Below are 25,859 nucleotides of genomic sequence, written 5' to 3' on the forward strand. Positions count from 1 at the left end.
TTTCTCGGCCAGGGGTGGGCAGGGTCAGATGATGCCGAAAAGCATCCCTGCCGCGAGGACGACGAGAGAGGTGAGAGCCGCCCATTTCACGGTGAAACGGGTGTGGTCGCCGAACTCGACCTTGGCCATGCCGACGAGGACGTAGACGGCCGGAACCAGCGGGCTGGACATGTGCAGCGCCTGACCGACGAGGGAGGCTCGGGCGATCTCCAGCGGGGAGACCCCGTGGGCGGCGCCGGCCTCGGCGAGGACGGGCAGGACGCCGAAGTAGAAGCCGTCGTTGGACATGAAGTAGGTGAGCGGCAGGCTGAGCAGCCCGGTGACCAGCGCCATGTGCGGGCCCATGCCCTCGGGGATGGCGCCGACGAGCCAGTCGGCCATGTGCTTGACCATGCCGGTGCCGGTGAGGACTCCGGTGAAGACGGCGGCGGCGAAGACCATGCCGGCGACGTTCAGGACGTTGTCGGCGTGGGCGGCGATCCGGGCCTTCTGGTCGGGCATGTGCGGGAAGTTGACGGTGAGGGCGAGGGCGGCGCCGAGCAGGAACAGCACCGGGATGGGCAGCACCTCCATGATCATCGCGGTGAGCAGTGCGATGGTGAGGCCGGCGTTGAACCAGTAGAGGCGGGGGCGCAGGGTGGGGCGCTGCGGGTCGAGGCCCTGGAAGCCGTCTCCCTCGCCGGGCGGGGTGGCGGACGCGTGGCCGCCGTCGGACCCGGGGGCCTCGGGAGCCTCCGCGGACCCCGAGCCGGAGCCGGACTCCGAACCGGCATCGGAACCGGACTCCGGGCCGGAGCCGGGGGCGCCACCGGTACGGAGACCGGCTCCGGCCGCGACGAGGGAGGCGGACTCCGGCTTCGGCTCCAGCTCCAGCTCCGAGTCCAGCTGCGACTTCGGCTCCGACTCCGGCACCTCGCCGGGAAGGACGAGGAGGCCGACCCGGCGGCGCTCCTTGACGCCGAGGACGTACGCCAGGACGAACACGAAGAGCAGGCCCACCGCGAGGGCCGGGATCATCGGGACGAAGATGTCGGCGGCGTCGAGCTTGAGGGCGGTGGCGGCGCGCGCCGTGGGGCCGCCCCAGGGCAGGGTGTTCATGACGCCGTTGGCCGTGGCCGCGACACCCGTCATGACCACCAGGCTCAGGCCGAGGCGCTTGTAGAGCGGATACATGGCCGAAACGGTGATCATGAAGGTGGTCGATCCGTCGCCGTCGAGCGAGACGATCGCGGCGAGGACGGCGGTTCCGACCACCACCCGCATCGGGTCCGCCTTGCAGAAGCGCAGGATGCCGCGAACGATCGGATCGAAGAGGCCGACGTCGATCATCACGCCGAAGTAGACGATGGCGAACATCAGCATGGCGGCGGTCGGTGCGAGCTTGCCGACGCCATCGATGACGTAGTCGCCGAGGTGCGCGCCCTTGCCTGCGAACACGCAGAAGAGTGCGGGGATGAGGACGAGCGCCGCGATGGGCGACATTTTCTTCATCATGATCAGGACCAGGAAGGTCGCGATCATGGCAAAGCCGAGGAAGGTCAGCATGGGGGGAAGGTAGGTGCCGCCTCCTGGGGCCAACAAGACGTCTACGCGTGAGCAATACGAGCAAAACCCCAGCTCAGGGCAGGGGTGTGAGCTCGACCGGGAAACCGTTGAGCACCGCCGTGCCGGACAGCCGGTCGAGCCGGGTGCCATTGAGCAGCTGGTTGACGTTGACACCGGGCGCGGCGGAGGCCACCGCGAGCCGGGCGCCCGCACGGTCGTGGCCCCAGCCGTGCGGGAGGCTCACCACGCCGGTGCGGACGGCGTCGGTGACCTCCACCGGCACCTCCAGGCTCCCGCCCTCGGCGGTGATCCGGGCCCGGCCGCCGTCGGTGAGGCCCAGCCGGCCGGCGTCCTGCGGGTGGACCTGCAGGGTGCAGCGGTTGGAACCTCCGGTGAGGGCCGGAACGTTGTGCAACCAGCTGTTGTTGGACCGCAGATGGCGGCGGCCCACGAGCACCAGGGTGGTGGGGCGGTCGGCGAGCGCCGCGCGCAGCCTGGGGAGCTCGGCCGCGATCGGGTCCGGGAGCAGCTCGATCCTGCCGCTGCGGGTCCTCAGCACGCCCGGGAGCCGGGGCCGCAGCGGGCCCAGGTCAATGCCGTGCGGGTGCGCGAGCAGCCGCTCCAGGCTGAGTTCCCCCTCGGCCGCGGCGCCGAACCGGTCTCCGTACGGCCCGAGTCGGAGCATCAGGTCGAGTCGGCGCTCGGGGCCGCTCTCACCGGTGAGGAGGCCGACGAGGCGCGCCGGGTCCTGCCCGTGGAGGGGAGAGCACGGGTCGGCGGTCTCCTTGGCGAGGGTGCCCTGGACGGCCAGCTCGTCGACGGCCTCCGGTCCGGCCGAACCGTGCATGCCGGAGACGGCCAGGACGAGGCGCGCGTGGATGTCGCACTCGTCGAGGCGGCCGGCTTCGAGGGGGACGGCGGCGCGCGTGTAGCGCACCTGGTTGCGGACGGCGAAGCCGTTGAAGGCGAAGTCGTGGTGTGCGCTCTGCGAGGGCGGCGGCGGGGGCAGGACGACGTGGGCGTGGCGTGAGGTCTCGTTCAGGTACGGGTCGACCGAGACCATGAAGTCGAGGCCGGCCAGCGCCCGGTCGAGCCGGTCGCCGTCGGGTGCGGACAGGACGGGATTCGCGGCGACGGCGATCAGGGCGCGGATCCGCCCCTCCCCCGGTGTCTCGATCTCTTCGGCCAGAGCGGCGGTGGGCAGTTCGCTCTTGACCTCGGGGTGACCGCTGACCCGGCTGTGCCAGCGGCCGACGGCGAACCCCTTGCCGGGCCCGGCGGGGCGGGGCCGCGGGCCGGCGGCCGGGAGCGGGAAGAGGGCTCCGCCCGGCCGGTCGAGGTTGCCGGTGAGGATGTTCAGTACGTCGACCAGCCAGCTGGCCAGCGTGCCGTGCTCGACGGTGCAGCTGCCGATCCGCCCGTAGACGGCGGCGGTGGGCGCGGCCGCGAGCTCGCGGGCGAGGGTGCGGATCTCGTCGGCCGGGAGGTCGCAGGCGGGGGCCACGGCCTCAGGAGTGAAACTCCCGAGCGCGGCGGGGAGTTCCCCGAGTCCTTCGGTCCACTCGTCGAGGACGCCGGGGGCGGCGAGCTTCTCGGCGAGCAGCGTGTGCGCGAGGGCGGCGAGCAGCAGCGCGTCACTGCCGGGGCGCGGCGCGAGGTGACGGTCGGCGAGCGCGGCGGTACGGGTGCGGCGCGGGTCGACGACGATCAGGGTGCCGCCGCGGGCGCGCAGCGCCTTGAGCTTGCCGGGGAAGTCGGGGGCGGTGCACAGGGAGCCGTTGGACTCGACCGGGTTGGCGCCCAGGAGCAGCAGGAAGTCGGTCCGGTCGAGGTCGGGCACCGGAATGGCGAAGGGGTCGCCGAAGAGCAGCCCGCTGGAGACGTGCTTGGGCATCTGGTCGAGGGTGCTGGCGGTGAAGAGGTTACGGGTGGCCAGGGCCTTGAGGAGCAGCGGCGGGTAGAGGGCGCCCGCCATGGTGTGGACGTTCGGGTTGCCGAGGACCACGCCGACCGACTGGGGCCCGTACTCCCGGACGAGCGCGGGAACGGCGGCGGCGATGGCGTCGTAGGCCTCCTCCCAGGTGGCCTCCTGCAGGCGGCCGTCGCGACGGACGAGGGGAGTGCGCAGCCGGTCGGGGTCGGCGTCGAGCTGTCCGAAGGCGGCGCCCTTGGGGCAGATGAAGCCCTTGCTGAACACGTCGTCGCGGTCACCGCGGGCGCCGGTGACCGCGGCGCCTTCGATCGTCAGGGTGAGGCCGCAGGTGGCTTCGCAGAGGGGGCAGATGCGCAGGGCGGTGCGGGGCATGGGCCCTCCATGGGCGGCAGGCTGCGGCACGGGCACGCGGGGAACACCGAGCATACCGACCGGTAGGGACGGAGGGGAGGGGCGTGCGGGACCGATTGCGGGGCGGGGAGAGATCGGGCAGGGAGAGGCGGGGAGAAATCAGTCCAGTACGCGGGCCAGGTAGGCGTGCATCATCGCGCGGGTCTCGGCGACGATGCCGGGATCCCCGGCCGGATCGGTCCGGAAGGCCAGCTGGATGAGGGCGTCGGTGGCTTCGACGGCAACGAGGACCGCCCGTTCGAGGGCGGCGTCGGGGGTCAGGCCGAGGTGTGTGGAGAGCAGTTCGGTCAGGCGTGCGGCGACCTGGTGGTTGGGGTCGGCCTCCGGGCCCTCGGGCGGCGGTGCGGGGACTCCGAAGTCGACGAGCGCGAATCCGGGGACACTGCGCTTCATCGCCAGGTACTCGTCCAGTACGGCGTCCACGACCGGCCGCCAGTGGGTGGCCGGGAGGTCGGCGAGCCGGTCCGCGATGCCGTCGGCGTAGCGGTCCAGGTTGCGGTGGGCGAGGGCGATCGCCACGGCCCGCTTGTTGCCGAAGAAGCGGTAGACGGAGCCGATCGGCACTCCGGCGCGCAGGGCCACGGCGCGGGTGCTGAGGTTCTCGTACCCGGTCTCGTCCAGCAGCTCGGCGCAGGCGTCGAGGATCCGGGCGAGCCGGTCGGCGCTGCGCTGCTGCACGGGCGTGCGGCGCAGTGAGTGGGCGGGAGGCACGGGGTCCATCATGCCCCTCCTCGCTTCCGGGGTCGGCGGGGGCCTCAGTTCAGCAGGAGGCTGAGACCGCCGACGGTGTACGTGATCATCAGCGCGAGCAGCGGCAGTTGTCCAGCCACCGCCTTGGCCGGCGGGAAGAGGCGTACGGAGCGGTCGTGTGCGGCGACCACGCCGAGCACGTGCCCGGTGACGACGGCGACGACCTGGAGGGCGGCGAGGGTCCCGGGACCCAGCGGTGGGGCGGGTTCTGGGGCGTTGTCAGTGCCCAATGCCATGCTTACTGTGCGTGGTCCTTCGACTACCAGGAGGGAGAAGTAGTGGGCGATGAGATAGCCGAGTGCGATCGGTACCAGTGAGTGCGCGAAGGCGGTCAGCGGGCCGGGGTGCGGGCCGCTGACGAGGCGGGTGGCCGCCGCGCACAGGCAGTACAGGGTGGCGACGAGGGCGATGGAGGCGAGCAGTCCGATTGTGGCCGCGGGGGTGCGGCCGAGGGGGGAGGTCTGTAGGGCGTTGATCCAGGAGGGGTTGTCGGAGAAACCGTCGTAGGCGGTGGAGCCGAGCAGGACGCAGACGGTGGCGACGAGTCCGGGCCGCTCGGGTGTCGCGTCGAGTCCGCGGAAGGGGTTGCGGAGTATGAGGCGGCCGTCGCTGCGACGGCCGAGGGGGGAGAGCCGGGCCAGGAGGGCGGAGTACGCCTCGAAGGCGTCTCCGTCGTCGAACCAGCGCTCGCCGAAGCGGGCGGCGAGCAGCAGCTGGGTGGTTGCGTAGGTGGCGAGGGCGATCAGGAGGGTGGTGGTGGATGCGGGATCAGGAGCGACGAGTTCGAGCCAGGTGAAGCCGAACAGGCCGACGGCGGCGGGCCATTGCCCCAGCCGGGCGGGGAGGGGGCGACCGGGACCGGGGCGGCGCAGGGCTCGGGAGAGCAGGCGGTGCAGGGTGCGGAGCGGGTTGAGCAGGCGCCAGACGGGGCCGAGGAAGAGGGAGGCGGGCACGAGTCCGACCCAGAGGAGGACGTAGACGGCGCCGGGAGCGGGGTTGTGCGCGGGGTCGTCGGGACCGAGGAGGAGGTGGAGCAGGACGGCGAGTGCGGCGGCGAGTCCCAGTCCGCGCAGGGTGGTTCGGGTGGTCGGCGCGTCGGCCACCCGCTGGAGGACGGCGGGCAGGGCGAGGCCCGAGCGTTCGCCGCGGAAGCGGGAGGTGGACCAGAGGAGGCCGAGCGCGAGGAAGGAGACGAACAGTGCGGCGAAGGCACCGGCGAAGGCGTAGAAGGGAGAGATCGGCAGATCGTGCTGGGAGCCGATCCCGTGCGCGAGCGCGGTGAGCGGATCGGTCGGGTGAAGGACCACGCCCTGACCGACCCCGCCACCGACCGCGCCCGGGGCGGGGCCCGGCCCGACGGGGCTCACCACCGGCCGGCCAGGGGCGGCGTCCCGCCGCGGACACGCCCTGAGAGGACTGACGTCCCGGACTCGGACTCGGGCCCCGGTCCGGGTCCGGGTCCGGGTCCGGGTCCGGGTCCTGGTCCTGGTCCGGGTCCGGGTCCTGGTCCGGGTCCTGGGAGCCGGGCGAGGCTGCCGCGGGGTGGATCCCGTCGGACCGCTGCCCCGCCGGGGGCGACCGGAGCGACGGCGGGCTCGTGGCCGGCGCCTCGGCCGCGATGGGCGCAGGGGCCGGCCCCCTGGGCGAAGTGGGCGGAAGGTGCGGCGCTTCGGCCCCGTTGGCCCCGGTCGCCCGTCCGGGGCCACGCGGCGAGCGGCGGCGGTTTCATCGGACGAGAAGTTGGGTCAGGACGAGGTTGGACTCGTGGGTTTCGACTTCGAAGAGTCCCGTGCGGTCGGCTGTCAGGATCAGGGTGGCCTCCTGGCCTGCCGGCAGGGCGAGTTCCTTGTCGTAGCCGTGGACGTGCAAGGTGTCCGCCCGGTCGCTCGTCACCCGCAGGGCGACGCGCTCCCCGCGCCGCAGCTCGGTGCGGGCGGGGGCGGGGCTGACCTTGCCGTCCCGGACGGTGACGGTGACCGTCCGGTCGGCCTGCTGCTGGTCCGGTGGCTTCGGTGCGGCCTCGGTCTCGCCGTGGCCGTGGCCCGCGGAGGAGCCCGGGGTGGCGGTGAGCTGGGTCGTGGCCTGCACCGGCTTGCCGGACACCGCCCATGCGGTGTGGTCGTCCGCGTAGAGGCGGACGGTCAGGGTGTGCGCGCCCTCGGGCACCTGCGTGGCGGGCAGGTGGAACCACGGGCCGTACAGCCGGGCCAGCTTGCGTCCGTCGAGCTCCAGGTGGGCATGGCCGGCTCCCGGGAGGGCGGCGCCGCCGGTGCTGTCGGGGGTGAAGCGGTAGTTCTTCACCGCCAGTTGGAGGTTCCAGCCGTCCTCGGAGTCCGGGCGGACCGTCAGCTGGACCTCCGGCGCGCCCTGTGCCGGGACCTCTCGGAGCCGGTGGCCGGCGCCGTCGTCCGCGGTGAGCAGGTTGCCCACGCTGCCGGAGGCCTGCTCGTGGCTGGTGCCGGGCTTGTGGTGGGTGGTGGCCCGTCCGCCGCAGCCCGTCGCCGCGCCGCACGCCAGAAGCAGGGCGAGGGCGAGCAGGGCCGCGCTGCGGGCGGCTCGGCGGGGCCTGCCGGCCGCGCGGGGCGGCGTACGGCAGGCGTCGCACCGGATGTCGTCGTCGGGGCGGCCGGTCACGGCTGGCCTCCTGAGGTCTGGGCGCTCGTGAAGGTCGGGGCGGCGGTCACGGGGCCGGGTCCGGGTCCGGGGTCGCCCGGGGTTCGGCGTGCGCCGCGCCGAAGGGCGGCTTCCCGTGGTCGTGGCGTCCCGGGGCTGCCGGGGCGTCCGGGGCGGCGGTCACGGGGCCGGGTCCGGGGTTGCCGGGGATTCGGGGGCCGCCGCGTGGAGGGCCGGGGCGGGGCCGGCGGGGACCGGGGCGCGGTCGCCCGCGGGGTCGCCGCCCGGGCCGGAGGGGCGGGCCGGGGTGCCCGGGCGGGCCGAGGCCACGACCGCCCACAGGACCCAGACGACGGCCACCAGGGCCCGTACCCAGGCGGGGCTCAGAGGGGTCCAGGGGATCATCAGGGCGGCCTTGTCGAAGGCATCCAGCAGGGTGAGCCCGGCCAGCAGCAGGGTCAGGCGGGCCAGCCAGGGGCGGCTGGGGCGCAGCGCGAGGCCGACGCCCGTCCACCACAGGCCGAGCAGGAAGAGGGCGAGGGCCGGGACGAAGGTGGCGGTGAGCCCTGCCGTGGAGCCGGCCACGTCCAGGGCCAGGCCCGCCAGGCCGAGGAGCGAGGCGGCCGTGCCCAGCCGGGAGCCGCGCAGGCGGCGGCCCCACAGGACCCCGCCGACCAGCAGCAGGACGGCCGCGACGGCGAGCGCGAGCTGGGTCTCCACCCGTTCCAGGCCGCGCGCGCCGTACCAGTCGCAGCCGGCCGGGAGTTTGCGTGCCTGGACGTTGTAGTCGGCGCAGACGAGGAGTTGGACCAGCTTGACCGGTTCGCCGACCAGCCGGGCCGACGCCCCCGAGACGGCGCCCCGGCGGTCACCGCACTGCGGGACCGTGCCCGGGGTGGAGCCGTCGGGGCCGTCCTGCCAGCAGTTGCCGCGGCCCTGCCCGTCCCACCACACGTCCATGCCGTTGGGGCGGGCGGCGCCGGACTTGTCCTTGCCCATGACGTTCCCGGCGTACCGGTTGTGGTGGGAGGTGTCCGTCTGCTTCGACCATTGCTCCTCGCCCCGGATGAAGGCGGGGACCGCGCTGAGGAAGAAGCCGGCGCGCCGGTGCCCGTACACCCAGTTGTCCTCGTACAGGTTCCAGTTGCCGCCCGCGGTGATGATGCCGGTGCCGGGCGGCATGGAGATCTGCGGGCAGACGACGCCGCGTTCGTAGCCGCGCTCGATCGGTGGCTTGGCGCAGGTGCCGTCGGCGACGTGGTGGTAGTAGTCCTGGTTGTTGTCGTGGATCAGGTTCCGCTCGAACTTGGCGTGGTTCTGCGGGAGCCCGGGGTGGCCGGGGAAGGCGCTGTCCATCGAGGCGCCGCCCATGTTCTGGTCGAACTCGTTGTCGTGGACCCAGACCGAGTCGCCCGCGGTGCCGGAGTAGCCGACCATGTTGTGGTGGCTGCGGCAGCCGGTGATCTCGATGGAGTAGCGGGGGACGTCGTAGCCGCGGCCGTCGTTGATGTCGGAGGCGCTGCCGGGGTAGATGCCGGAGTCGCCGTTCCCGTACGACTCGCAGTTCTTGTAGAGCCCGTGGTCGCTGGCGAAGGTCAGGAAGCCGTACTCGTCGTTCCAGCGGGTCAGCACGTCGTCGATGACGAAGCCGTCGCCCGCGAGCACGTAGAGCGAGTTGAAGGTGGTGCGCTGGGCGGTGAAGTTGCGGAAGTAGATGCCGTTGGACTGGTCGGCTCGGATGGCGTTCAGCTTCTGGTACTTGGCATCGACGACCACGTCCAGGCGGGTCGCGCCCGTGCCCTCGATCTGCAGGTTCGTCTTGCCGAGGATCGCGACGAGGTTCTGGTTGTGCCGGCACCGGACCTGCTGCTCGTACGACAGGATCTGGTAGCCGAGTGAGGACTCGGGGGCCTTCAGTGCGGCGCACTCCCCCGTCGGCTTCGGGAGCGAGGGCTCCTCCTCGTACAGGCCGGGGAGGATCGCGATGTTCATCCCGGGCCGGTCGACGGCGTCGACGGCCTCCTGGAGGTGGCGGTAGCCGCTCTTCTCGCACCGCTCGTACAGGGCGAGGTTGCGCTGGCGGAGCTCTTCCGGGAAGGCGGATATCCGGCGTTCGAAGGCGGGCCGGTCGGTCTTGCAGACGACCAGGTCGGGCTCGGCCTTGCGGTATTCCGGTACGGATCCGGAGCCGTCCGGGAGGGTGACCGGGCGCTCCTCGTGCGCGCGGGCGGCGGGCGCCGCGGCGAAGAGGGTCAGGAGGGCAAGGAGGGCGGCGAGGAGCGCCGCCGGCACGGCAGGGAACCTGCGGGTCCACGACATGCGCGTGAGAGTAGAGCAATGTTCATCTTTTTGGATCCCCTTCTGCGCGAATCCGTTCCGGGACTGCGCGAATCCGTCCAGGGTCTGCGCGGATCTGTCCCGAGACTGCGTGAATCCGTCCCGGGTTCCGGATTCCGGGTCCTGGCCCGCCCGACAACCCGGCCCCCCGGCAGCCCGAGACCCCGAGACCCCGTTGACGCACGGGCCACGGAATCCTACTGTCGACCATAGGATTCCTTCGACGGAGCGGGAGCAGCACATGAGCGAGCAGGCCGGCAGCGAGCAGGCCAGGAAGACGGCAGAGGGACTGGAGTACCTCACCGGCTTCGGCAACGAGCACAGCTCGGAGGCTGTCCCCGGCGCCCTCCCGCTCGGCCGGAACTCGCCCCAGCGCGCACCCCTCGGCCTCTACGCCGAGCAGCTCAGCGGCAGCGCCTTCACCGAGCCCCGCACCCACAACCGCCGCTCGTGGCTCTACCGGATCCGCCCCTCGGCCGCGCACCCGCCCTTCACCCGGATCGACAACGGGGCCCTGCGCACCGCGCCCTTCACCGAGGCGGCGGACCCGAACCGGCTCCGCTGGAACCCGCTGCCCGACCCGGCCCCCGGCACCGACTTCCTGTCCGGCCTGTGGACCCTCGGCGGCAACGGCGACGCGGCCCAGCGCGCCGGCATGGCCATCCACCTCTACTCCGCCAACTCGTCCATGACGGACCGGGTGTTCAGCGACTCCGACGGCGAGCTGCTGATCGTCCCCGAGCGCGGCGGACTGCTCCTGCGCACCGAGCTCGGCCTGCTCGCCGCCCGGCCGGGCGACGTGGCCCTCATCCCGCGCGGGGTCCGCTTCCGCGTCGAGCTGCTGGACGCCGACGCCCGCGGCTACGTCTGCGAGAACTACGGCCAGCCCTTCGAGCTGCCGAACCTGGGCCCGATCGGCGCCAACGGCCTCGCCGCCGCACGGGACTTCCAGGCCCCGGTGGCGGCGTACGAGGACGTCGAGCGCCCGACCGAGGTGATCAACAAGTTCTGCGGCAACCTCTGGTCGGCCACCTACGACCACTCCCCGCTCGACGTGGTCGCCTGGCACGGCAGCCACGTCCCGTACGTCTACGACCTGCACCGCTTCAACGTCCTGGGCTCGATCAGCTACGACCACCCCGACCCGTCGATCTTCACGGTCCTGACCTCGCCCTCCGACACCCCGGGCCTGGCGGGCGTGGACTTCGTGGTCTTCGCGCCGCGCTGGCTGGTCGGCGAGGACACCTTCCGCCCGCCCTACTTCCACCGCAACGTCATGAGCGAGTACATGGGCCTCGTCGAGGGCGCCTACGACGCCAAGGCCGAAGGCTTCGTCCCCGGCGGCGGCTCGCTCCACAACATGATGTCCGCGCACGGCCCCGACCGGGAGACCTTCGACCGGGCGAGCGCCGCCGAGCTGAAGCCGCAGAAGATCGACGACGGCCTGGCCTTCATGTTCGAGACCCGCTGGCCGATCACCGCCACCGCCCAGGCGGCCGGCGCCGATCACCTCCAGCGCGGCTACGACGACGTGTGGCAGGGTCTGCAGCGCCACTTCCGCGCCTGACCTGCACTGCATACCCTGCAGGCGCTGCACGTCACCCCCTGTCCAGCCGTTCGGAGATCCACCCGTGACCGCCTTCGCCCCCGACTCGCTGGTACTGAACCGGAAGCTGCCGCTCTGGTATCAGGTGTCGCAGTCACTGCGCGCCTCGATACTGGGGCGCACTCCGGACGCCTCGCTGCGCCTGCCCACCGAGGAGCAGCTCGCCGAGCACTACGGGGTGAGCGTGCTGACCATGCGGCAGGCCCTCAAGGAGCTGGAGGGCGAGGGCCTGATCAGCCGGCACCGGCGGCGCGGCACCTTCATCGAGCCGGGCGCGCTGCGCAGCGCCCCGGTCCGGCTGCTGGGCTCGGTCGACGCGATCGTGGCCCAGCAGTCGGGTGATCGCACGACGATCCTCGGCCACGGGCGCACACCCGTGGCCGGGGAACTGCTGGAGCACTTCCCGGCCACGCCCGAGGTGGTCACGTACCGAAGGCTGCGCCGCGACCGCGAGAGCGGCGAGCCGACCAACTGGGCCGAGAACGCGGTGCTTCCGGAGTTCGCCGAGGCGGTGGACCTCGCCGATCTGGAGCGCTGGCCGATGACCAAAGTACTGCGGGACGTCGTGGGCGTCCGCATCAGCCGCATCACGGACACGGTGGAGGCCCGGCTGGCCGACCCGGAGACGGCGGAGCTGCTCCAGGTCCCGCTGCTCAGCCCGATCCTGCACTACACGGGCGTCACGTACGACGAGGACGGCCGGGTGGTGGACGTGGCGCGGATCCGCTACCGCGGCGACCGTTTCTCCTTCACCGTGACGGTCGACGCCCACTGACGAGGCCCGTCACGTCGGCGGCCTGTTTCTCAGCGGCCTGCTTCTCGTCGACCTACTCGTCGCCTGCTTCTCGGCGGCCTGCTCCTCGTCGGTCTACTCGTCGCCTACTTCTCGTCGGCCTCCGTGGTGCGCTCGCCCTCCGCCTGGGACGGCGTGGTCCGCATCGTCTGGGGGTGCCGCTCCTTGCGCTGCTTCTCGTCCATGTCCTCGTCGAGGCGCTCGCCCTCAGCCTGCGACGGAGTCGAGTATTCGTCGTACTGGCTCATGACCGTCTCCTCGGTCGATCCCGTACGCGCGTGACGCGCAGGTGACGCATGTGTCACTTATGCGTATATAAGGAGCGTAACGCTTCGGCCTGGACGCAGCCCGGCCATCGGATCCCGTCGCTACCATCGGCGGCGTGAGCGAAGACGTACCGCTGCTGGACGATCTGATGCCCTGGGCCGTGGGCGGCCTGCGCCTGGGCCGGGACTGGGTGGCCGCCCCCGATCCGGCGGCCCTGCGCGCCCGCTGGGCCACCCTGACCGGCTCCGAAGGGGCCGAGCGGGAGCGACTGTTCCGCCCGAGCCGCGTCCGCACGCCCGCCGCCGGGGCGGCCGCGCTGCCGGGCCAGCGCTCGGCGGCCACGGCCCGTTTCGCCGACGCGCCCGGCCCCTGCCCCGACCCCGTACGGGTGCTCCGCGAGCCCTTCGACGAGCAGTGGCTCCTGCCCGACCAGCGGCTGATCGACACGGCCCGGCCGGAGCTCTGGCGGGTCCGGGACGAGCACCAGGTGTTCCTCGTCGAGACCCCCGACCCGCTGGTCACCGCGCACCTCCCGGCCGGCCGGCTCGGCCGGATCCGCCCGCTGCACCGGCGCCCCGGCGGCGCGGAGCCCAATCTCGCCCCCGGCCTGCTGCCCCTGCTGGGCGAGCGCTACGGGGGCTGGGTCACCCCCGAGGACTTCCTGTGCTGGGTCCTCGCCGCGGGCCGCCCGGGACCGCGCGGCCACGAGGTCCCGCTCACCGCCGACCCCGCACGCTGGCGGGCCGGGCTGGAGCTGGGGCACCGGCTGCTCACCGTCCAGCTGCGCGGGGCGCGGGGCGGTGAGCCGCCGCGCCTGCCGGGCGGACGGCGCCCGTACGTCCGCTCGGCGGTGGGGGCGTGGCCGCAGGGGCTCGCGTACGACGCCGACAGCGAGACGCTGGGCCTCGGGGGCGGCACGGTCTCCCCCGTGCCGGCCGGGGCCTGGGAGTACGAGGCGCAGGGCGTGCGGGTGCTGGAGGCCTGGTTCGCCGCGCGCACCGCGCACCGCGGTCCGGACGCCGACGGGCTGGAGGCGCTGGGGCCCGCCGATTGGCCGCAGAGCTGGACCTCGGAGCTGCTCGCCCTGGTGACCACGCTGGCACTGCTGGCCGATCTGGCGCCGGAGCGGGCCGCGTTCGAGCCGGGGCCGGGCCTGTCGGCCGGGGAGCTGCGCGCGGCCGGGGTGCTGCCGCCACCGGGCTGGGCCCGGCGCCCGGCCTCGGTGCTGGACCACCACGAGGAGGGCCCGGGCGGGCAGTTCGCGCTCCTCTGAGCAGCGGCGCGGGGGCGGCGGCGGGCCCGCCCGCGCAACCGACTGTCCAGCGCCCCTACGTACCCCAGGCCCCCAGCAGCCGTGACACGGAGCGGTCGAACACCGCGGCCATGTCCAGCCCCGCGCCGGGGACCGGGCCGCCGCCCGCGAGGGCCGCCGCCAGCCGCGGGTACTCCCCGGTGGCCAGGCGGGAGCCGAGCCAGGCCGACCGCACGCCCTGCTCCTCCGCCTCGCTCCACGGCAGCGCACGGGCCCGCTCGGCCAGCGCCAGTTCGCCCGCCACGTAGGTCGCGACGGTGCCGTTGACCGCGGCGACGAGCTCCAGCTTCTCGGCGTCCGGCGCGTCCAGCGGCACCAGGCAGGCCAGGCTGTACTCCAGGTAGCGCAGGGCGTTCGGGCCGAAGCCGTAGACGGGGCTCAGCAGGCGCGGCAGCCAGGGGTGGCGGTGCATCAGCGCGCGCGTCTGCCGGGCCAGCGCCAGCTGGTCGGCCCGCCAGTCGCCGGTCGGCGGGGTGAGCTCGTACTCCCCGCTGACCGTGTCGACCATCAGCTCGTACAGGTCCTCCTTGCGCGGCACGTAGTTGTAGAGGGACATCGTCCCCGCGCCGATCCCGGCGGCCACGCGCCGCATCGAGACGGCCTCGATCCCCTCCGCGTCGGCGATCCGCACCGCCTCGGCCGCGATGGAGTCGCGGCTGTGCGCGGGCCTGGGGCCGCGGCCGGCCCGCTGGGGCCGGGACCAGATCACTTCGGGTTCAGCGGGTCGCCCGCCGGCTGTCATCGCTCAGATCACCTCGTCGTCTCGACCACCATCTTAGTTACGTACGCCGTACGTAGTGAGGTACGGTGTCGCACATGACGACTACGTACGCTGTACTTAGTGAGGGTCTGGAGAAGAGCTACGGGGAGGTCCACGCCCTGCGCGGCCTCGATCTCGCCGTAGCCGAAGGCACGGTCTGCGGCCTCCTCGGCCCCAACGGCGCGGGCAAGACCACCGCCGTCCGGATCCTCACCACCCTCACCGCGCCCACCGCCGGCCGCGCCCTCGTCGCCGGCCACGACGTCACCCGCGACCCCGCGGCCGTCCGCCGCGCCATCGGGGTCACCGGCCAGTACGCCTCCGTCGACGGGGACCTGACGGGCCGCGAGAACCTCCGGCTCTTCGCCCGGCTCGCCGGACTGCGCGGCTCCGCGGGCCGGGCCCGCGCCGACGAACTGCTGGAACGGTTCGGGCTCACCGAGGCCGCCGACCGCGTGGCCGCCACCTGGTCCGGCGGCATGAAGCGGCGCCTGGACCTGGCCGCCGGGCTGGTCACCCGCCCCCGGGTGCTGTTCCTCGACGAGCCCACCACCGGCCTGGATCCGGCGGCCCGCGAGCAGATCTGGAGCGCGGTGCGCGAACTCGTCGGCAAAGGGGCGGAGGGCACCACGGTGCTGCTCACCACCCAGTACCTGGAGGAGGCCGACCGGCTCGCCGACGACATCGTGGTCGTCGACCGCGGCCGGGTGGCCGCCACCGGCACACCCGCCGGGCTCAAGGCCCGCATCGGCGCCTACGCGGAGGTCACCGTCGCCGCCCGCGGGGCCCTTTCCGCCGCCGCCTGCGTGCTCGACCAGCTCACCGGGGGGCGGCCCGTGCTCGACGAGGAGCGGCTGACCGTGGGTGCGACCGTCCTCGACAGCGGGCTCACCCTGCCGCGGATCATCCGGGAACTCGACACCGCCGGCGTCCCGGTCACGGACGCCGGTCTGCGCCCGCCCACCCTCGACGAGGTGTTCCTGCGCCTCACCGGGGCCCGCCGCGCCGATCGGGAGTACGCCGCATGAGCACCCTGCTGTCCGACGGCGGAGCCGTCTTGACCCGCCAGCTCCAGAAGGCCCGGCACGCCCCGGCGCTCCTGGTCCTCACCCAGACCATGCCGATCACCATGCTGCTGTTCTTCGGGTACGTATTCGGAAGCGCCCTCGCCATGCCGGGCGCCGAGTACCGGGAGTTCCTGGTGCCCGGGCTGCTCGCCGCAACCGCCGCGAACGGCCTGATGACCGGCATGTTCACGGCGGCGCAGGACGCCCACCGCGGCGTGATGGACCGCTTCCGCACCCTGCCGATGAGCCGCACCGCCGTCCCGCTCGGACAGACGGCGGCCGATCTGCTCACCACGGGCGCATCGATGGTGCCGCTCATGCTGGTGGGCCTGGCAATGGGCTGGCGGATCGAGAACGGCCTGCCGGGCGCGCTGGGCGCCCTGGGCGTGCTGCTGCTGTTCCGCTTCGCCGCCGCGTGGGCGGGCACGTACCTCGGCCTGCTGAGCAGGAGCGAGGAGGCGGCGGGCCAGCTCGGCAGTGCCACCTTCGTCCTGCCGATGCTGTCCAGCGCGTACCTGCCGACCGCCGGGCTGCCCGGGTGGCTGCGCACGGTCGCCGAGTGGAACCCGATCAGCGCCGTCGCCACCGCCGTGCGCGAGCTGTGCGGGAACACCGGGGCCGAGGCGGCGGCCGGGGCCGCCTGGCCCGCGGCGCATCCCGTGGCCGGGGCGCTGCTCTGGTCGGTGCTGCTCCTCGCGCTGTTCGTGCCCCTGGCCACGCGCAGGTTCGCCCGCGGGGAGGCGGCGCGCGGATGACGCATGTCACCGCCCCACGTGGTGACAGTTCCCGTCCGACCCGGTAGGCAGGGCCCATGGCTACCGAAACGGCTCCCGCACCGGCCCCCGAACCGCTCCCGCTGGACGGCATCACCGTCGTCGCCGTCGAACAGGCCGTCTCGGCCCCCTTCGCCACCCGCCAGCTCGCCGACCTCGGCGCCAGGGTGATCAAGGTCGAGCGTCCCGACGGCGGCGACTTCGCCCGCGCGTACGACACCGCCGCGCGCGGCCTCGCCTCGCACTTCGTCTGGGCCAACCGGGGCAAGGAGTCGATCGCGCTCGACCTGAAGGACCCGCGCGGCCGGGAGGTCCTGCACGGTCTGCTGGCCGGCGCCGACGTCTTCGTGCAGAACCTCGCACAGGGCGCCGCCGCCCGGCTCGGGCTCGACTCGGCCGCGCTGTGCGCGCGTTACCCGCGGCTGGTCGCCGTGGACGTCTCCGGCTACGGCCCCGAGGGCCCGTACGCCCACAAGCGCGCCTACGACATGCTCGTGCAGTGCGAGGCGGGCCTGGTCTCGGTGACCGGCACCCCGGAGCAGCCCGTCAAGGCGGGGATCCCGGCGGCCGACATCGCGGCGGCCATGTACGCCTTCTCGGGGGTCCTGGCCGCCCTGCTGCGCCGCGGGGTCACCGGGCGCGGGGGCAGGGTGGAGGTGTCCATGCTGGACGCGCTGGCCGAATGGATGGGGCATCCGCTCCACCACACGATGCACGGCGGGGAGCAGCCCGTGCGCACCGGACTCGCGCACGCGGTGATCGCACCCTACGACGCCTACCCGACGGCCGACGGGGACCGGGTGCTGCTGTCGGTGCAGAACGACCGGGAGTGGCGTCGGCTCGCCCAACAGGTTTTGGAGCAGCCTGAGTTGGCCGAGGATCCGGCGTACGCGACGAACGCGGCGCGCACCGGGAACCGGGCGAAGACCGACGCGGTGGTGGCGCAGGCCCTGGGGCGGCTGGGCGCGGACGAGGCGATCGGGCGGCTGGAGGCGGCGGGCATCGCCTGCGCGCGGCTGAACTCGGTGGCCCAGCTGGCCGGGCATCCGCAGCTGGCGGCCCGGGACCGATGGCGGGAGGTGGGATCACCGGCCGGTCCGCTGCGGGCCCTGCTGCCGCCGATCGGGCTGCCGGGCGGCGCGGCACCGCACATGGGTGCGGTGCCCGCGCTGGGCGAACACACCGAACCCCTGCTGCGCGCCCTGGGGATGGCGGACGCACAGATCTCGGAACTGCGCCGGGACGGTGTGATCGGGTAGGGCCGGGAAGCCGCAGGCCCGAGGGCGAACGGCTGCGGGGACGGTTACGAACGGCGGCTGCCGAAGAGCGTGCGACGCAGACGGCGCAGCGGCGCGAAGAGCGAGACGCGCGCGCTCCGGCTCCGCAGGCGGTGCGTGTGGTCGCGGGAGGTGAGCTCGCGCATCAGCAGCGTCGCCTCCGCGGTCTCCCGGTGCGGGACGGCGGGTCCGCCCAGCACGGCGAGATGGCGGTCGAGGCGCGAACTGCTCGCACCGCTGCCGCAGGTGATGGCAGGCACGCGAGGCGGCCTGCTGCGCATAGCTATCTGTTCCATGTTCTCTCCCCACCCGTACGAGGGCACCCGGCCCGGGCAGGTTAACCCTATCGCCCCCGCGTCGCCCCCGGGTATCCCGGTGGTGTGAATTACCCCTATGAGTACGGGTAGTTGACGGTTACTCAACGGAGTCGACCGTCACTCTCCGCACAGAGGTGACGCCGTGGAGGGCCATGCCGCGAGTCCCGTCACGACAGGGGTCACTTGCCGCGCACTGCGCTAACTTGGAGTGACCGCCCGATGACGCGCGGGCGCAGGGGAACGCACTCGGGGGGCCGCGTGAGTGAGCAATCGAACTCCGATCGTGTCGTTTCGGGCCGGTACCGGCTGCTGGAACCGATCGGCCGCGGCGGCATGGGCGTCGTGTGGCGGGCCCGGGACGAGGTGCTGGCCCGCGACGTGGCCGTCAAGGAGGTACGGGCACCCGCCGGACTGGATCCCGCCGAACTGCAGCGCATGTACCGGCGGCTGGAGCGGGAGGCCTGGGCCGCGGCCCGGGTCTCGCACCGCGGGGTCGTCACCGTCTACGACGTGGCGTCCGAGGACGGGCGGCCCTGGATCGTGATGGAGCTGGTGCGCGGGCTCTCGCTGGCCGACGTACTGGAGGCGGAGGGGCCGATGGCCCCGCAGCGCGCCGCCCACATCGGGGAACAGGTGCTGGCCGCACTGCGCTCCGCGCACGACGCCGGGGTGCTGCACCGGGACGTGAAGCCGGGCAACGTGCTGATCGCCAATGACGGCCGGGTGGTGCTCAGTGACTTCGGGATCGCGAGCCTGGAGGGCTCCTCCGCAATCACCATGACGGGCGAGGTGGTCGGCTCACCCGAATTCCTGGCGCCCGAGCGGGCGTTGGGGCGCGATCCGGGACCCGGGTCGGACCTGTGGTCGCTCGGGGTCATGCTCTACGCCGCCGTCGAGGGGGTCACGCCGTTTCGGCAGGCCACCCCGCTGGACACCCTGCGGGCCGTGGTGGACGCGGAGTTGCCGCCGGCCCGCCGGGCCGGGCCGCTGGAGCCCGTACTGGAGGGGCTGCTGCGCAAGGATCCGGCCGAGCGGCTGCCCGCGGCGGAGGCGGCCCGGATGCTGCGGGTGGTGGGCGCGGGCGGGGCCGTACGGGCCTCCGGCGGGCCGGTGTCGGGCCCGGACGCGCCGACGGCCACCGCGCACCACGGGCACGAGGCGCGGGGCGGCGGGGCGCCGGCGGGCCAGGGGGGCTTCGGCACGCACGGCGCGCCGGCGGGACCGTACGGTCAGCCCGCGCCGCCGGCGCCCGGACCGGGACCCGGACCGGTGGAAGGCGGGGGCCGGGCCGGACTGGTGCTGTCCGCCGGCATCGCGCTACTGGCGCTCGCCCTGGTCGCGCTGGTGTGGGTGCTGCTGAAGGATCACGGGGACACGGACGGCCGCGGAGGCGGCGCGGGCGCTCCGTCGGGCGCGGCGACCACCGCCCGGACCGTCACCACGGGCCCCTCGGCCACTGCGTCCGCCTCGCCGTCGGCTTCGGCCTCGGCTTCCGCCTCGGCCGCCGCGGGTCAGCACGTCTCGGTGTACGTCGACGTCGTGCGCTCCACCTACACCGGCAGCTGTCCGCCGCCCGGGGAACGCGCGCCCGCCTTCACCGCCACCGTCGAGGTGGAGCGGATCCCGGTGGTACTGGAGTACCGCTGGGTCACGCGGAGCGGGCGGACCTCCGGTCCCGGCTGGCAGCCCGTCACGTACGAGGCGGCCGGGCCGCGGAGCCGGCGGCTGGAGCACTTCGAGCTCACGCACGTCCCGGACGCGTCCTTCGAGGACGCGGTCCGGCTGGAGGTGCGGAGGCCGGCGGAGGTGACCACCCAGTGGGTGGCCACCTCCGTGACGTGCAGGAAGGAGACCCCGACGGCCGGGACCTCCTCCCCTGCGGCGAGTGCGTCACCGCCCTCGCCGACGGCGAGTGCCGCGGCGAGCCCCGCGGCCGGCCGGGCGGATCAGGCCGCGTTGGTGAAGACGGGCAGGTAGCCGCCGGACTGTCCGGCGGCGGTCGGGTGGTACGACTCGCCGATGTTCAGCCAGTTGACGCTGTGCAGCCACGCGTTGCCGGAGCAGATCTCGTGGCCCGTGAAGGCTCCGGCGACCGAGGCGAAGGTGAAGCCGTGGTCGGCGGCGCGTTTGGCGATGGCGGCGTTGAGGTAATCGGCGGCGCCGTTGATGGCGGCGCGTTCGCCCTCGGTCAGGCCGGTGGTGCAGGTGCCGTTCAGCTTGTAGAAGCGGGGATAGCCGAGGACGACGACACGGGCGGCGGGCGAGCGGCTGTCGATGGCGTTGTACACCTGGTCGAGCTGGCCGGGGAGGGTGGAGTCCACGTAGGCCTTGGCCTGGTTCACGCGGCTCACGCAGGTGGATTCGGACTGGAGCACACAGGTCGTCATGACGTCGGAGAATCCGGCGTCGTTGCCGCCGATGGTGATGCTGACCAGGTCGGTGCCGGAGTTGAGCGGGCCGAGCTGGCCGGCGAGGACATCACCCGTACGAGCGCCCGAGCAGGCGGCGAAGGAGAAGGTCTGGGGGGAATGGGCGGCGGCCCACAGGGCCGGGTAGGCGCGGGAGGTGCGCTTGCAGTTGCCACTGGCGCTGTCGTAGTTGCCGGCGCCGACGCCGGAGGAGTACGAGTCGCCGAGGGCGACGTAGCCGAAGTCGGCGGCGGCGGAGGCCTGGGGGGCGCCGAACAGGGCGGCGCCCGCGGCGAGTAGGACGGAGGAGGTGAGGGCAGCGAAGCGCGACAGTCTCATGCTCATGTGTGCGGCTCCTTGTGGGGGTTACTCCTGAGTCCGTGGTACAAGCAGCCGCGACTGGCCGGAAGTGTCCATGCCAAGAATGTTCGGGGCAGAGTTGCGGCCCGAATCTTCACTCCGCATGCGTTTGAAGAGGGAACTCGGGCACCCGATCCGGCGAAACACGGGTGCACGAGGGCACGGTGTGCCGGATCATGGGCGCCATGCCAGCCAACCCGCATGACGCGCTGCCGATCCGGCTCAACGTCGACGACAGCGACTCGCCGTCGGACGTCGTCGACGCGCTGTTCCTCGGCCGGTTCGCCACTGGTGAGCAGCCGTACTCGCACAGCGTGTCGATCGAGCGGGTCAAGACGGATGCGACCCTCCTGCCGCCGGAGGCCACGGTGTTGCGCTCGGCACGCGACAGCGACCGCAGCGCCACCCTCGCCGAGGGCGAGGGCTGGACCATGCTCGTCTCCCGCTGGAGCCGGGGCGCGGACGTCACCGTGACGGCGGTCAGCGACGAACTCGCGGAACGGGTGCTCGGCGAGGCCACGGAGGGGGTGCAGGACGAACCCGAACCGCAGCCGGAGAACGTCACGATGGGCTTCTGGTACGTCTCCCCGCGCCGCGGCCCCTACCGGACGACCCGCCAGATCGCGGCCGGGACCTGGGCGGAGGTGCGCCCGAACTACACCGCGCCGGTGGCCGGGGCGATGGACCGGCTGATGAAGGTGACCCCCGACGACATCGCGGGCCGGCTGCTCCTGCTGCACGGCCCGCCGGGCACGGGCAAGACCTCCGCCCTGCGCACACTGGCCCGGTCCTGGCGGGACTGGTGCCAGGTGGACTGCGTGCTGGACCCGGAGCGGCTGTTCAACGACGTGGGCTACCTGATGGACATCGCGATCGGCGAGGACGAGGGCACGTCGAAGGGCCGCTGGCGGCTGCTGCTTCTGGAAGACTGCGACGAGCTGATCCGCGGCGAGGCCCGCCACACCGCCGGGCAGGCGCTGTCACGGCTGCTGAACCTGACGGACGGACTGCTGGGGCAGGGCCGCAACGTGCTGGTCGGCGTGACCACCAACGAGGACCTGGAACGGCTCCACCCGGCGGTGGTCCGGCCGGGGCGCTGCCTGGCCCGCATCGAGGTCGGCCGGCTGACCCACCGGGAGGCGGTGGACTGGCTGGGCACGGACGAGGGCGTCTCCCGCGAGGGCGCCAGCCTGGCGGAGCTCTTCGCGTTGCGGCGCGGCTCGGGCCCGGCGGCGATCCTGCCGCCGCAGCCGCACACGGCGGAGGCGGGGCTGTACCTCTAGCCGCCGCCGGAGTTCGGCCCCGCCGGCGTTCGAGGCGCGGGCGCGCAGCGCCGTAGGGGTCTGGGGCGGAGCGCCGTAGGCGTCTGGCGCGGGGCCCCGGCCGTCAGCGGGCGGCGTACCGGGCCCGGAGGGCTTCGGCTGCGGCCGAGAGGGCCTCGGCCTCGGACAGGCCCAGCCGGTGGGCACGGTCCGCATAGGCCTGCGCAGCAGACGCGGCCTCGCGGGAGGCCCCCTCCCCCGACGCCGCGACGAAGGTCCCGTTCCGGCCCCGCGTCTCGATCACCCCGTCCGCCTCCAGCGCCCTGTACGCCTTGGCGACGGTGTTCGCGGCCAGCCCCAGCTCCTCCGCCAGCCCCCGTACCGTCGGCAGTTTGAATCCCGCCGGCAGCTTCCCCGAGCGGGCCCGGTCCGCGATCTGGGCGCGCAGCTGTTCGTACGGGGCGGCCGACCCGGCCGAGCCGTCGATGGCGATCTTCAGGTTTGTCGAGGTCACGCGGGTGATTGTCCCCCATCGCCGGTAAATTGGGAGGCGCCCGGCGCGAAAGCGCCCGTAGCGTCTGCCGCATGACCGCATCAACACCGTTGCTTTAGCGCCGTGAGCGGCTGTTGAGGCCGTGCTCGAAGAACGTGATAGTGGTCTGGATGCTGTAGTTCTGGCTGGTCACGGGCTGTTGTCCGGCGTTCGGGCCGTACTTGCTGGTGGGGTTCTTGCGGGTGCGGGCTTTGATGCGTTGCCTGTGTTGGGACGGCAGCGGGGCTTCGAGGACGGCCTGACCGATCACGCCGACTCGGTCGACAGGGCCGAGTGGGGGCAGGATTCCGGTCGCGCTGATGACGGTGTCACCGGCGGTGCGGATCAGGACGGTGAAGCTGATCCGGCTCATGGTGAGGTCGGGGCGGGTCTCGATGCCGTCGGCGGCGGCGCGGAGGAGGGCCTGGTAGGTCGTGAGCAGGGCGTAGACCTCCTGGTCGAGGCCGGGCTGGGTGCGCGAGCGCAGGACGCGGCCCTCCAGGATGGTCGCCTTGATCGAGAAGTAGGTGGTTTCCACCTGCCACCTGCGGTGATAGAGCTCGGCCACTTCATCGGCGGGGTAGCGGACGGGGTCGAGGAGGCTGGTGAGCAGGCGCCACTGCTCGTGGCGGACAGTGCCGTCGTCCAGGCGGACTGTGAGGTGGGCCTCGATGACGCGGACGGTGATCAGGACGGGAATGACGCCGTAGCCGATCCGGGCCAGGTAGGAGCCGTCGGCCAGGTGCTCGGCGGGGGTGGGGATGCGTCGGGCGGAAGAGCGGATCAGGAATCGTGCCCCGCTGCCCTGGATGTCACGGAGGAATTCCACCGCATCGAAGCCGGCGTCGGCCAGCAGGAGCATCGTGTCGTCAAGAGCGCCCAACAGGCGGTTCGCGTAGGTGAGTTCACCGTCACTCTCGGGTCCGAAGGTGGCGGCGAGCAGGGCGCGGGTGCCACACTCGACCAGGACGACGAGCCGCAGCAGCGGGTAGCCGAACTCCAGCGTGTCACCGGCCCGTTTCGGGTACTTCCAGGTGAGCGTCTTCTCGTCCGGGACATGGAGGAGAGTGCCGTCGACGGCCACGCACCGCAGGCCCCGCCAGAACGTGCCCGACTGCCCGCGGACAGCGAGGGGCCCGGCCAGGATCTCGAACAGCCGCCGTAGCGGGGCGGCCCCTATCCGCCGCCTCGCCCGCGACAGCGAGGAAGCCGCCGGGACGGCCAGGGCCAGACTCGTCAGCGAGGCGGTCAGTTTGCCCCACACCGCCCGGTAGGAGCAGTTCTCGAACAGTGCGAGCGCGAGGACGAAGTACACCACCACCCGCGAGGGCAGCAGCCGCAGTCGCCGCTCGACCGTGCCGGTCTCCTCAAGCACCGCGTCCACCAGTTCGAAGTCCACCGTCTGCGTCAGCTCACCCAGCTGCCCCGGCGCGAACACACCCCCAGCGACCTCGATCGTGCGCGTGATGACAGACTTCTCCCGCAACGGGACTCCTGGACTCGACGATCACCTTGCTTCAGCACAAGTTGATCTACCAGGAGTCCCGTTCCTGCTACTCATGCGGGGGTTGCCAACGACTCAAGATCCCTAACGCAACGGTGTTGATGACCGCATCGATCCGCGACCTCCGCCCGGGCGACCTCTCGGACGCGGAGTCCGTCGTGCGCGTCCGTCGCGCGGCCCTGCCCTTCATGGTCGGCACCGCCGAGGGCGTGGCCTTCGAGCTGTCCTGCGCCCACCCCGCGAGCCACCGCCGCATCCTCGTCGCCGAGACCCCGGGCGGCGAGGTCGTCGGCACGGCCGAGACCGGCATCGCCCACGACAGTCCGCAGCCCGGCCAGGGGTACGTCAACGCGTACGTCGACCCCGCTCGCCGGGGTCTGGGCGCCGGCCTGCTGCTGCTCCGCGCGGCCGAGGAGCACCTCGCCGCGCGGGGCGCGGTGGACGCGTACGCCTGGGTCCTCGACGAGCCCGCGCACCGCGCCTTCGCGGAGCGGCACGGCTACCGCCCCAGACGGTCCGCGCACTTCCTGCGCCTGGACCTGACGTCGGCCGCGCTGCCCGCGCTCCCGCAGCCGCTCCCGGCCGGGGTCGAACTGCGTCCCGCCTCGGCCTTCGCCGCAGACCCGCGGCCGCTCTTCGAGGCCGACGCCGAGACGACGGCCGACGAACCGGGCGATGTGGCGGCCGAGTTCGACGACTACGAGGACTGGCTCGCGCACACGTGGAACAGCCCCTGCCTCGACAAGGAGCTCACCACCGTCGTGCTGGTCGACGGGGCGGTGGCCGCCTTCACGCTCGCCCGGACCGACGGCGCCACCCGCTACGCCTCGGGGATGACCGGTACCCTGCGCGCCTTCCGCGGGCGGGGGCTGGCCAAGCTCGCCAAGACGGCGTCCCTGCACCGGGCCCGCACGGCCGGGTACACCGAGGCCTTCACCGGCAACGACGCCGGCAACGCCCCGATGCTCGCCGTCAACGAGTGGTTCGGGTACGAGATCTGCGCGACAGAAACGCGCTACACGAAGAGACTCGCGAAACAGCGCACGAAGGAACTGGAGACAGCGTGACCGAGCAGCTGACCGTCGTCCTGACCAAGGCCGGACGCACCAAGATCCGCTATCCGGCGGCGCAGGTCGCCGACGACGGCGACCGGATCTCCGTGCGCGCGCCCTGGGCGGCCGAGGGCGTACGGGACTTCGGCTTCGTCCGCTTCGAGCCGGGCGACGTGTTCGTCGAGCACTTCTGGCGCACGCGCTGGTACGCGGTCAAGGAGGTGTGGACCGGCGACGGCGTCCTCAAGGGCTGGTACTGCGACGTGACGCGCCCGGCCCTGGTGCAGGCCGGGGAGATCCTCGTGGAGGACCTGGACCTCGACCTGTGGGTCTCGGCGGACGGGACCTCCGTACTGCGCCTGGACGAGGACGAGTTCGCCGAGAGCGGGCTCGCCACGAGCGACCCGGAGGCGGCCGCCCAGGCCGTCCGGGCCCTCGACGCCCTGGACGACCAGGCGCGCTCGGCTGCCGGCCTGAGCGCCCTCCTCGCGTAGGGGCGGCCGGGCGGGGCGGGCCCCCGGCCCGCCTCGCCGGCCGGTCCGGGCCGGCCGATCCCGTCGCTCCGCCCGTCTACGCGCCCTCGTCGAAGTACCCGGCCTCCACTTCGAGGGCGAGCCTCTGCAGGACCTCGATCGCGGAGACGTCCGTCTGGCCGTCGTCGTGCGCGATGGCGAGACTCGTGAAGGCCAGGCTGAACCCGGCGACCATGGTCTGCAGGGCAGGACCGAGCGCCTCCGCGACCAGGCGGGCCACCTGCTCGGGTGACGAGTCGGCCGGCACGCTGATCGAGGGCAGCATCTCGTTCAGCAGGTTGGTGACCACGCCGGTCTCCGCGGCCGGGCCGTCGTCCTCCTCGCCTGCCTCCGCCGCCCGGCGGATCTCCTGGGCCTCCGTGAGGATGCCGATGACTCGCTTGAGAACCTCTGCTCGCCTCATCCCCGGAGCGTAGCCCCCGCGCACGGACGGAGCTGGGCTCCCGC

General features: G+C 73.1%; 23 protein-coding genes. 10 read left to right on the plus strand and 13 right to left on the minus strand.

The genetic code is table 11. The features are described 5' to 3' along the window. Positions 1–24 precede the first annotated feature (24 nt). The 6 genes from OG332_RS09745 to OG332_RS09770 form a co-directional block, all read right to left on the minus strand. Complete coding sequence (locus tag OG332_RS09745; RefSeq protein ID WP_327413078.1) at positions 25–1,545, minus strand: CitMHS family transporter; 1,521 nt, start codon at positions 1,543–1,545, stop codon at positions 25–27. Between the two features lie 73 nt (positions 1,546–1,618). Further along, positions 1,619–3,850 carry a molybdopterin-dependent oxidoreductase gene (locus OG332_RS09750; RefSeq protein WP_327413079.1) on the minus strand — a complete coding sequence of 744 codons (2,232 nt, stop codon included), beginning with the start codon at positions 3,848–3,850 and terminating at the stop codon, positions 1,619–1,621. A gap of 138 nt (positions 3,851–3,988) precedes the next feature. Beyond that, the gene (locus OG332_RS09755) at positions 3,989–4,609 is read right to left on the minus strand and encodes a TetR/AcrR family transcriptional regulator (protein WP_327419158.1); all 621 of its coding nucleotides are present in this window, start codon (positions 4,607–4,609) and stop codon (positions 3,989–3,991) included. 35 nt (positions 4,610–4,644) lie between these two features. After that, positions 4,645–5,946: a hypothetical protein gene (locus tag OG332_RS09760; RefSeq protein ID WP_327413080.1), complete on the minus strand. Its 1,302-nt coding sequence runs from the start codon at positions 5,944–5,946 to the stop codon at positions 4,645–4,647. A gap of 418 nt (positions 5,947–6,364) precedes the next feature. Further along, complete coding sequence (locus OG332_RS09765; RefSeq protein WP_327419159.1) at positions 6,365–7,177, minus strand: hypothetical protein; 813 nt, start codon at positions 7,175–7,177, stop codon at positions 6,365–6,367. 255 nt (positions 7,178–7,432) lie between these two features. Next, on the minus strand, positions 7,433–9,571 hold the full coding sequence (locus tag OG332_RS09770; RefSeq protein ID WP_327413081.1) for a right-handed parallel beta-helix repeat-containing protein: 2,139 nt from the start codon (positions 9,569–9,571) through the stop codon (positions 7,433–7,435). A gap of 259 nt (positions 9,572–9,830) precedes the next feature. Between OG332_RS09770 and hmgA the strand changes: the two genes are divergently transcribed. Beyond that, positions 9,831–11,156, plus strand: coding sequence for a homogentisate 1,2-dioxygenase (hmgA, locus tag OG332_RS09775; RefSeq protein ID WP_327413082.1), 1,326 nt, complete (start codon positions 9,831–9,833; stop codon positions 11,154–11,156). A gap of 64 nt (positions 11,157–11,220) precedes the next feature. After that, the gene (locus tag OG332_RS09780) at positions 11,221–11,970 is read left to right on the plus strand and encodes a GntR family transcriptional regulator (protein ID WP_327413083.1); all 750 of its coding nucleotides are present in this window, start codon (positions 11,221–11,223) and stop codon (positions 11,968–11,970) included. 104 nt (positions 11,971–12,074) lie between these two features. Here the strand turns inward: OG332_RS09780 and OG332_RS09785 are convergent, their stop codons facing one another. Further along, on the minus strand, positions 12,075–12,236 hold the full coding sequence (locus tag OG332_RS09785) for a hypothetical protein (protein ID WP_327413084.1): 162 nt from the start codon (positions 12,234–12,236) through the stop codon (positions 12,075–12,077). Between the two features lie 167 nt (positions 12,237–12,403). On the opposite strand from OG332_RS09785, the gene OG332_RS09790 reads away from it, so the two are divergent. After that, the gene (locus OG332_RS09790; protein ID WP_327419160.1) at positions 12,404–13,528 is read left to right on the plus strand and encodes a type ISP restriction/modification enzyme; all 1,125 of its coding nucleotides are present in this window, start codon (positions 12,404–12,406) and stop codon (positions 13,526–13,528) included. A gap of 55 nt (positions 13,529–13,583) precedes the next feature. On the opposite strand, the gene OG332_RS09795 is transcribed toward OG332_RS09790, so the two are convergent. Beyond that, entirely contained in the window at positions 13,584–14,309 is a 726-nt protein-coding gene (locus OG332_RS09795) for a TetR/AcrR family transcriptional regulator (RefSeq protein ID WP_327413085.1), read from the minus strand. Positions 14,310–14,383: 74 nt separating this feature from the next. Between OG332_RS09795 and OG332_RS09800 the strand changes: the two genes are divergently transcribed. The 3 genes from OG332_RS09800 to OG332_RS09810 are packed head-to-tail and all read left to right on the plus strand — an operon-like array spanning position 14,384 to position 17,426. Beyond that, complete coding sequence (locus OG332_RS09800; RefSeq protein ID WP_327413086.1) at positions 14,384–15,355, plus strand: ATP-binding cassette domain-containing protein; 972 nt, start codon at positions 14,384–14,386, stop codon at positions 15,353–15,355. Continuing rightward, positions 15,352–16,149: an ABC transporter permease gene (locus tag OG332_RS09805; RefSeq protein WP_327413087.1), complete on the plus strand. Its 798-nt coding sequence runs from the start codon at positions 15,352–15,354 to the stop codon at positions 16,147–16,149. Before OG332_RS09800 ends, OG332_RS09805 begins: the two co-directional genes overlap by 4 nt. A gap of 56 nt (positions 16,150–16,205) precedes the next feature. Continuing rightward, complete coding sequence (locus OG332_RS09810; RefSeq protein ID WP_327413088.1) at positions 16,206–17,426, plus strand: CaiB/BaiF CoA transferase family protein; 1,221 nt, start codon at positions 16,206–16,208, stop codon at positions 17,424–17,426. 44 nt (positions 17,427–17,470) lie between these two features. Here OG332_RS09810 and OG332_RS09815 read toward each other — a convergent pair whose 3' ends face one another. Next, complete coding sequence (locus OG332_RS09815) at positions 17,471–17,740, minus strand: hypothetical protein (protein ID WP_319731741.1); 270 nt, start codon at positions 17,738–17,740, stop codon at positions 17,471–17,473. A 240-nt stretch (positions 17,741–17,980) separates the two neighbouring features. Here OG332_RS09815 and OG332_RS09820 point away from each other — a divergent pair, with 240 nt between their 5' ends. Continuing rightward, a complete protein-coding gene (locus OG332_RS09820; RefSeq protein ID WP_442816126.1) occupies positions 17,981–19,738 on the plus strand; it encodes a serine/threonine-protein kinase in 1,758 nt (585 codons plus the stop codon). On the opposite strand, the gene OG332_RS09825 is transcribed toward OG332_RS09820, so the two are convergent. Then, entirely contained in the window at positions 19,708–20,508 is an 801-nt protein-coding gene (locus OG332_RS09825; protein WP_327419161.1) for an SGNH/GDSL hydrolase family protein, read from the minus strand. The genes OG332_RS09820 and OG332_RS09825 overlap by 31 nt on opposite strands. A 206-nt stretch (positions 20,509–20,714) precedes the next feature. Between OG332_RS09825 and OG332_RS09830 the strand changes: the two genes are divergently transcribed. Further along, the gene (locus tag OG332_RS09830) at positions 20,715–21,812 is read left to right on the plus strand and encodes a DUF5925 domain-containing protein (RefSeq protein ID WP_327413090.1); all 1,098 of its coding nucleotides are present in this window, start codon (positions 20,715–20,717) and stop codon (positions 21,810–21,812) included. A 103-nt stretch (positions 21,813–21,915) separates the two neighbouring features. Here the strand turns inward: OG332_RS09830 and OG332_RS09835 are convergent, their stop codons facing one another. Next, positions 21,916–22,305, minus strand: coding sequence for a GntR family transcriptional regulator (locus tag OG332_RS09835; RefSeq protein WP_327413091.1), 390 nt, complete (start codon positions 22,303–22,305; stop codon positions 21,916–21,918). Positions 22,306–22,399: 94 nt separating this feature from the next. Continuing rightward, positions 22,400–23,809 carry an IS4 family transposase gene (locus OG332_RS09840; RefSeq protein WP_327411459.1) on the minus strand — a complete coding sequence of 470 codons (1,410 nt, stop codon included), beginning with the start codon at positions 23,807–23,809 and terminating at the stop codon, positions 22,400–22,402. A 119-nt stretch (positions 23,810–23,928) separates the two neighbouring features. Here OG332_RS09840 and OG332_RS09845 point away from each other — a divergent pair, with 119 nt between their 5' ends. Together OG332_RS09845 and OG332_RS09850 are read left to right on the plus strand one after the other, a co-directional pair. Further along, on the plus strand, positions 23,929–24,894 hold the full coding sequence (locus tag OG332_RS09845; RefSeq protein ID WP_327413092.1) for a GNAT family N-acetyltransferase: 966 nt from the start codon (positions 23,929–23,931) through the stop codon (positions 24,892–24,894). Continuing rightward, on the plus strand, positions 24,891–25,373 hold the full coding sequence (locus OG332_RS09850) for a DUF402 domain-containing protein (RefSeq protein ID WP_327413093.1): 483 nt from the start codon (positions 24,891–24,893) through the stop codon (positions 25,371–25,373). Before OG332_RS09845 ends, OG332_RS09850 begins: the two co-directional genes overlap by 4 nt. A gap of 76 nt (positions 25,374–25,449) precedes the next feature. Here the strand turns inward: OG332_RS09850 and OG332_RS09855 are convergent, their stop codons facing one another. Beyond that, the gene (locus OG332_RS09855) at positions 25,450–25,815 is read right to left on the minus strand and encodes a hypothetical protein (RefSeq protein WP_327413094.1); all 366 of its coding nucleotides are present in this window, start codon (positions 25,813–25,815) and stop codon (positions 25,450–25,452) included. Between the last annotated feature and the right edge of the window lie 44 nt (positions 25,816–25,859).

Origin of the sequence: Streptomyces sp. NBC_01233, assembly GCF_035989305.1 — a bacterium.
Taxonomy (GTDB): domain Bacteria; phylum Actinomycetota; class Actinomycetes; order Streptomycetales; family Streptomycetaceae; genus Streptomyces.

Coding starts and splice junctions, on each gene's coding strand:
- OG332_RS09745 (WP_327413078.1), bottom strand. CDS start 1,545: ATGCTGACCTTCCTCGGCTTTGCCATGATCGCGACCTTCCTGGTCCTG.
- OG332_RS09750 (WP_327413079.1), bottom strand. CDS start 3,850: ATGCCCCGCACCGCCCTGCGCATCTGCCCCCTCTGCGAAGCCACCTGC.
- OG332_RS09755 (WP_327419158.1), bottom strand. CDS start 4,609: ATGGACCCCGTGCCTCCCGCCCACTCACTGCGCCGCACGCCCGTGCAG.
- OG332_RS09770 (WP_327413081.1), bottom strand. CDS start 9,571: ATGTCGTGGACCCGCAGGTTCCCTGCCGTGCCGGCGGCGCTCCTCGCC.
- hmgA (WP_327413082.1), top strand. CDS start 9,831: ATGAGCGAGCAGGCCGGCAGCGAGCAGGCCAGGAAGACGGCAGAGGGA.
- OG332_RS09785 (WP_327413084.1), bottom strand. CDS start 12,236: ATGAGCCAGTACGACGAATACTCGACTCCGTCGCAGGCTGAGGGCGAG.
- OG332_RS09790 (WP_327419160.1), top strand. CDS start 12,404: ATGCCCTGGGCCGTGGGCGGCCTGCGCCTGGGCCGGGACTGGGTGGCC.
- OG332_RS09795 (WP_327413085.1), bottom strand. CDS start 14,309: ATGACAGCCGGCGGGCGACCCGCTGAACCCGAAGTGATCTGGTCCCGG.
- OG332_RS09800 (WP_327413086.1), top strand. CDS start 14,384: ATGACGACTACGTACGCTGTACTTAGTGAGGGTCTGGAGAAGAGCTAC.
- OG332_RS09805 (WP_327413087.1), top strand. CDS start 15,352: ATGAGCACCCTGCTGTCCGACGGCGGAGCCGTCTTGACCCGCCAGCTC.
- OG332_RS09810 (WP_327413088.1), top strand. CDS start 16,206: ATGGCTACCGAAACGGCTCCCGCACCGGCCCCCGAACCGCTCCCGCTG.
- OG332_RS09815 (WP_319731741.1), bottom strand. CDS start 17,740: ATGGAACAGATAGCTATGCGCAGCAGGCCGCCTCGCGTGCCTGCCATC.
- OG332_RS09820 (WP_442816126.1), top strand. CDS start 17,981: ATGACGCGCGGGCGCAGGGGAACGCACTCGGGGGGCCGCGTGAGTGAG.
- OG332_RS09825 (WP_327419161.1), bottom strand. CDS start 20,508: ATGAGACTGTCGCGCTTCGCTGCCCTCACCTCCTCCGTCCTACTCGCC.
- OG332_RS09830 (WP_327413090.1), top strand. CDS start 20,715: ATGCCAGCCAACCCGCATGACGCGCTGCCGATCCGGCTCAACGTCGAC.
- OG332_RS09845 (WP_327413092.1), top strand. CDS start 23,929: ATGACCGCATCGATCCGCGACCTCCGCCCGGGCGACCTCTCGGACGCG.
- OG332_RS09855 (WP_327413094.1), bottom strand. CDS start 25,815: ATGAGGCGAGCAGAGGTTCTCAAGCGAGTCATCGGCATCCTCACGGAG.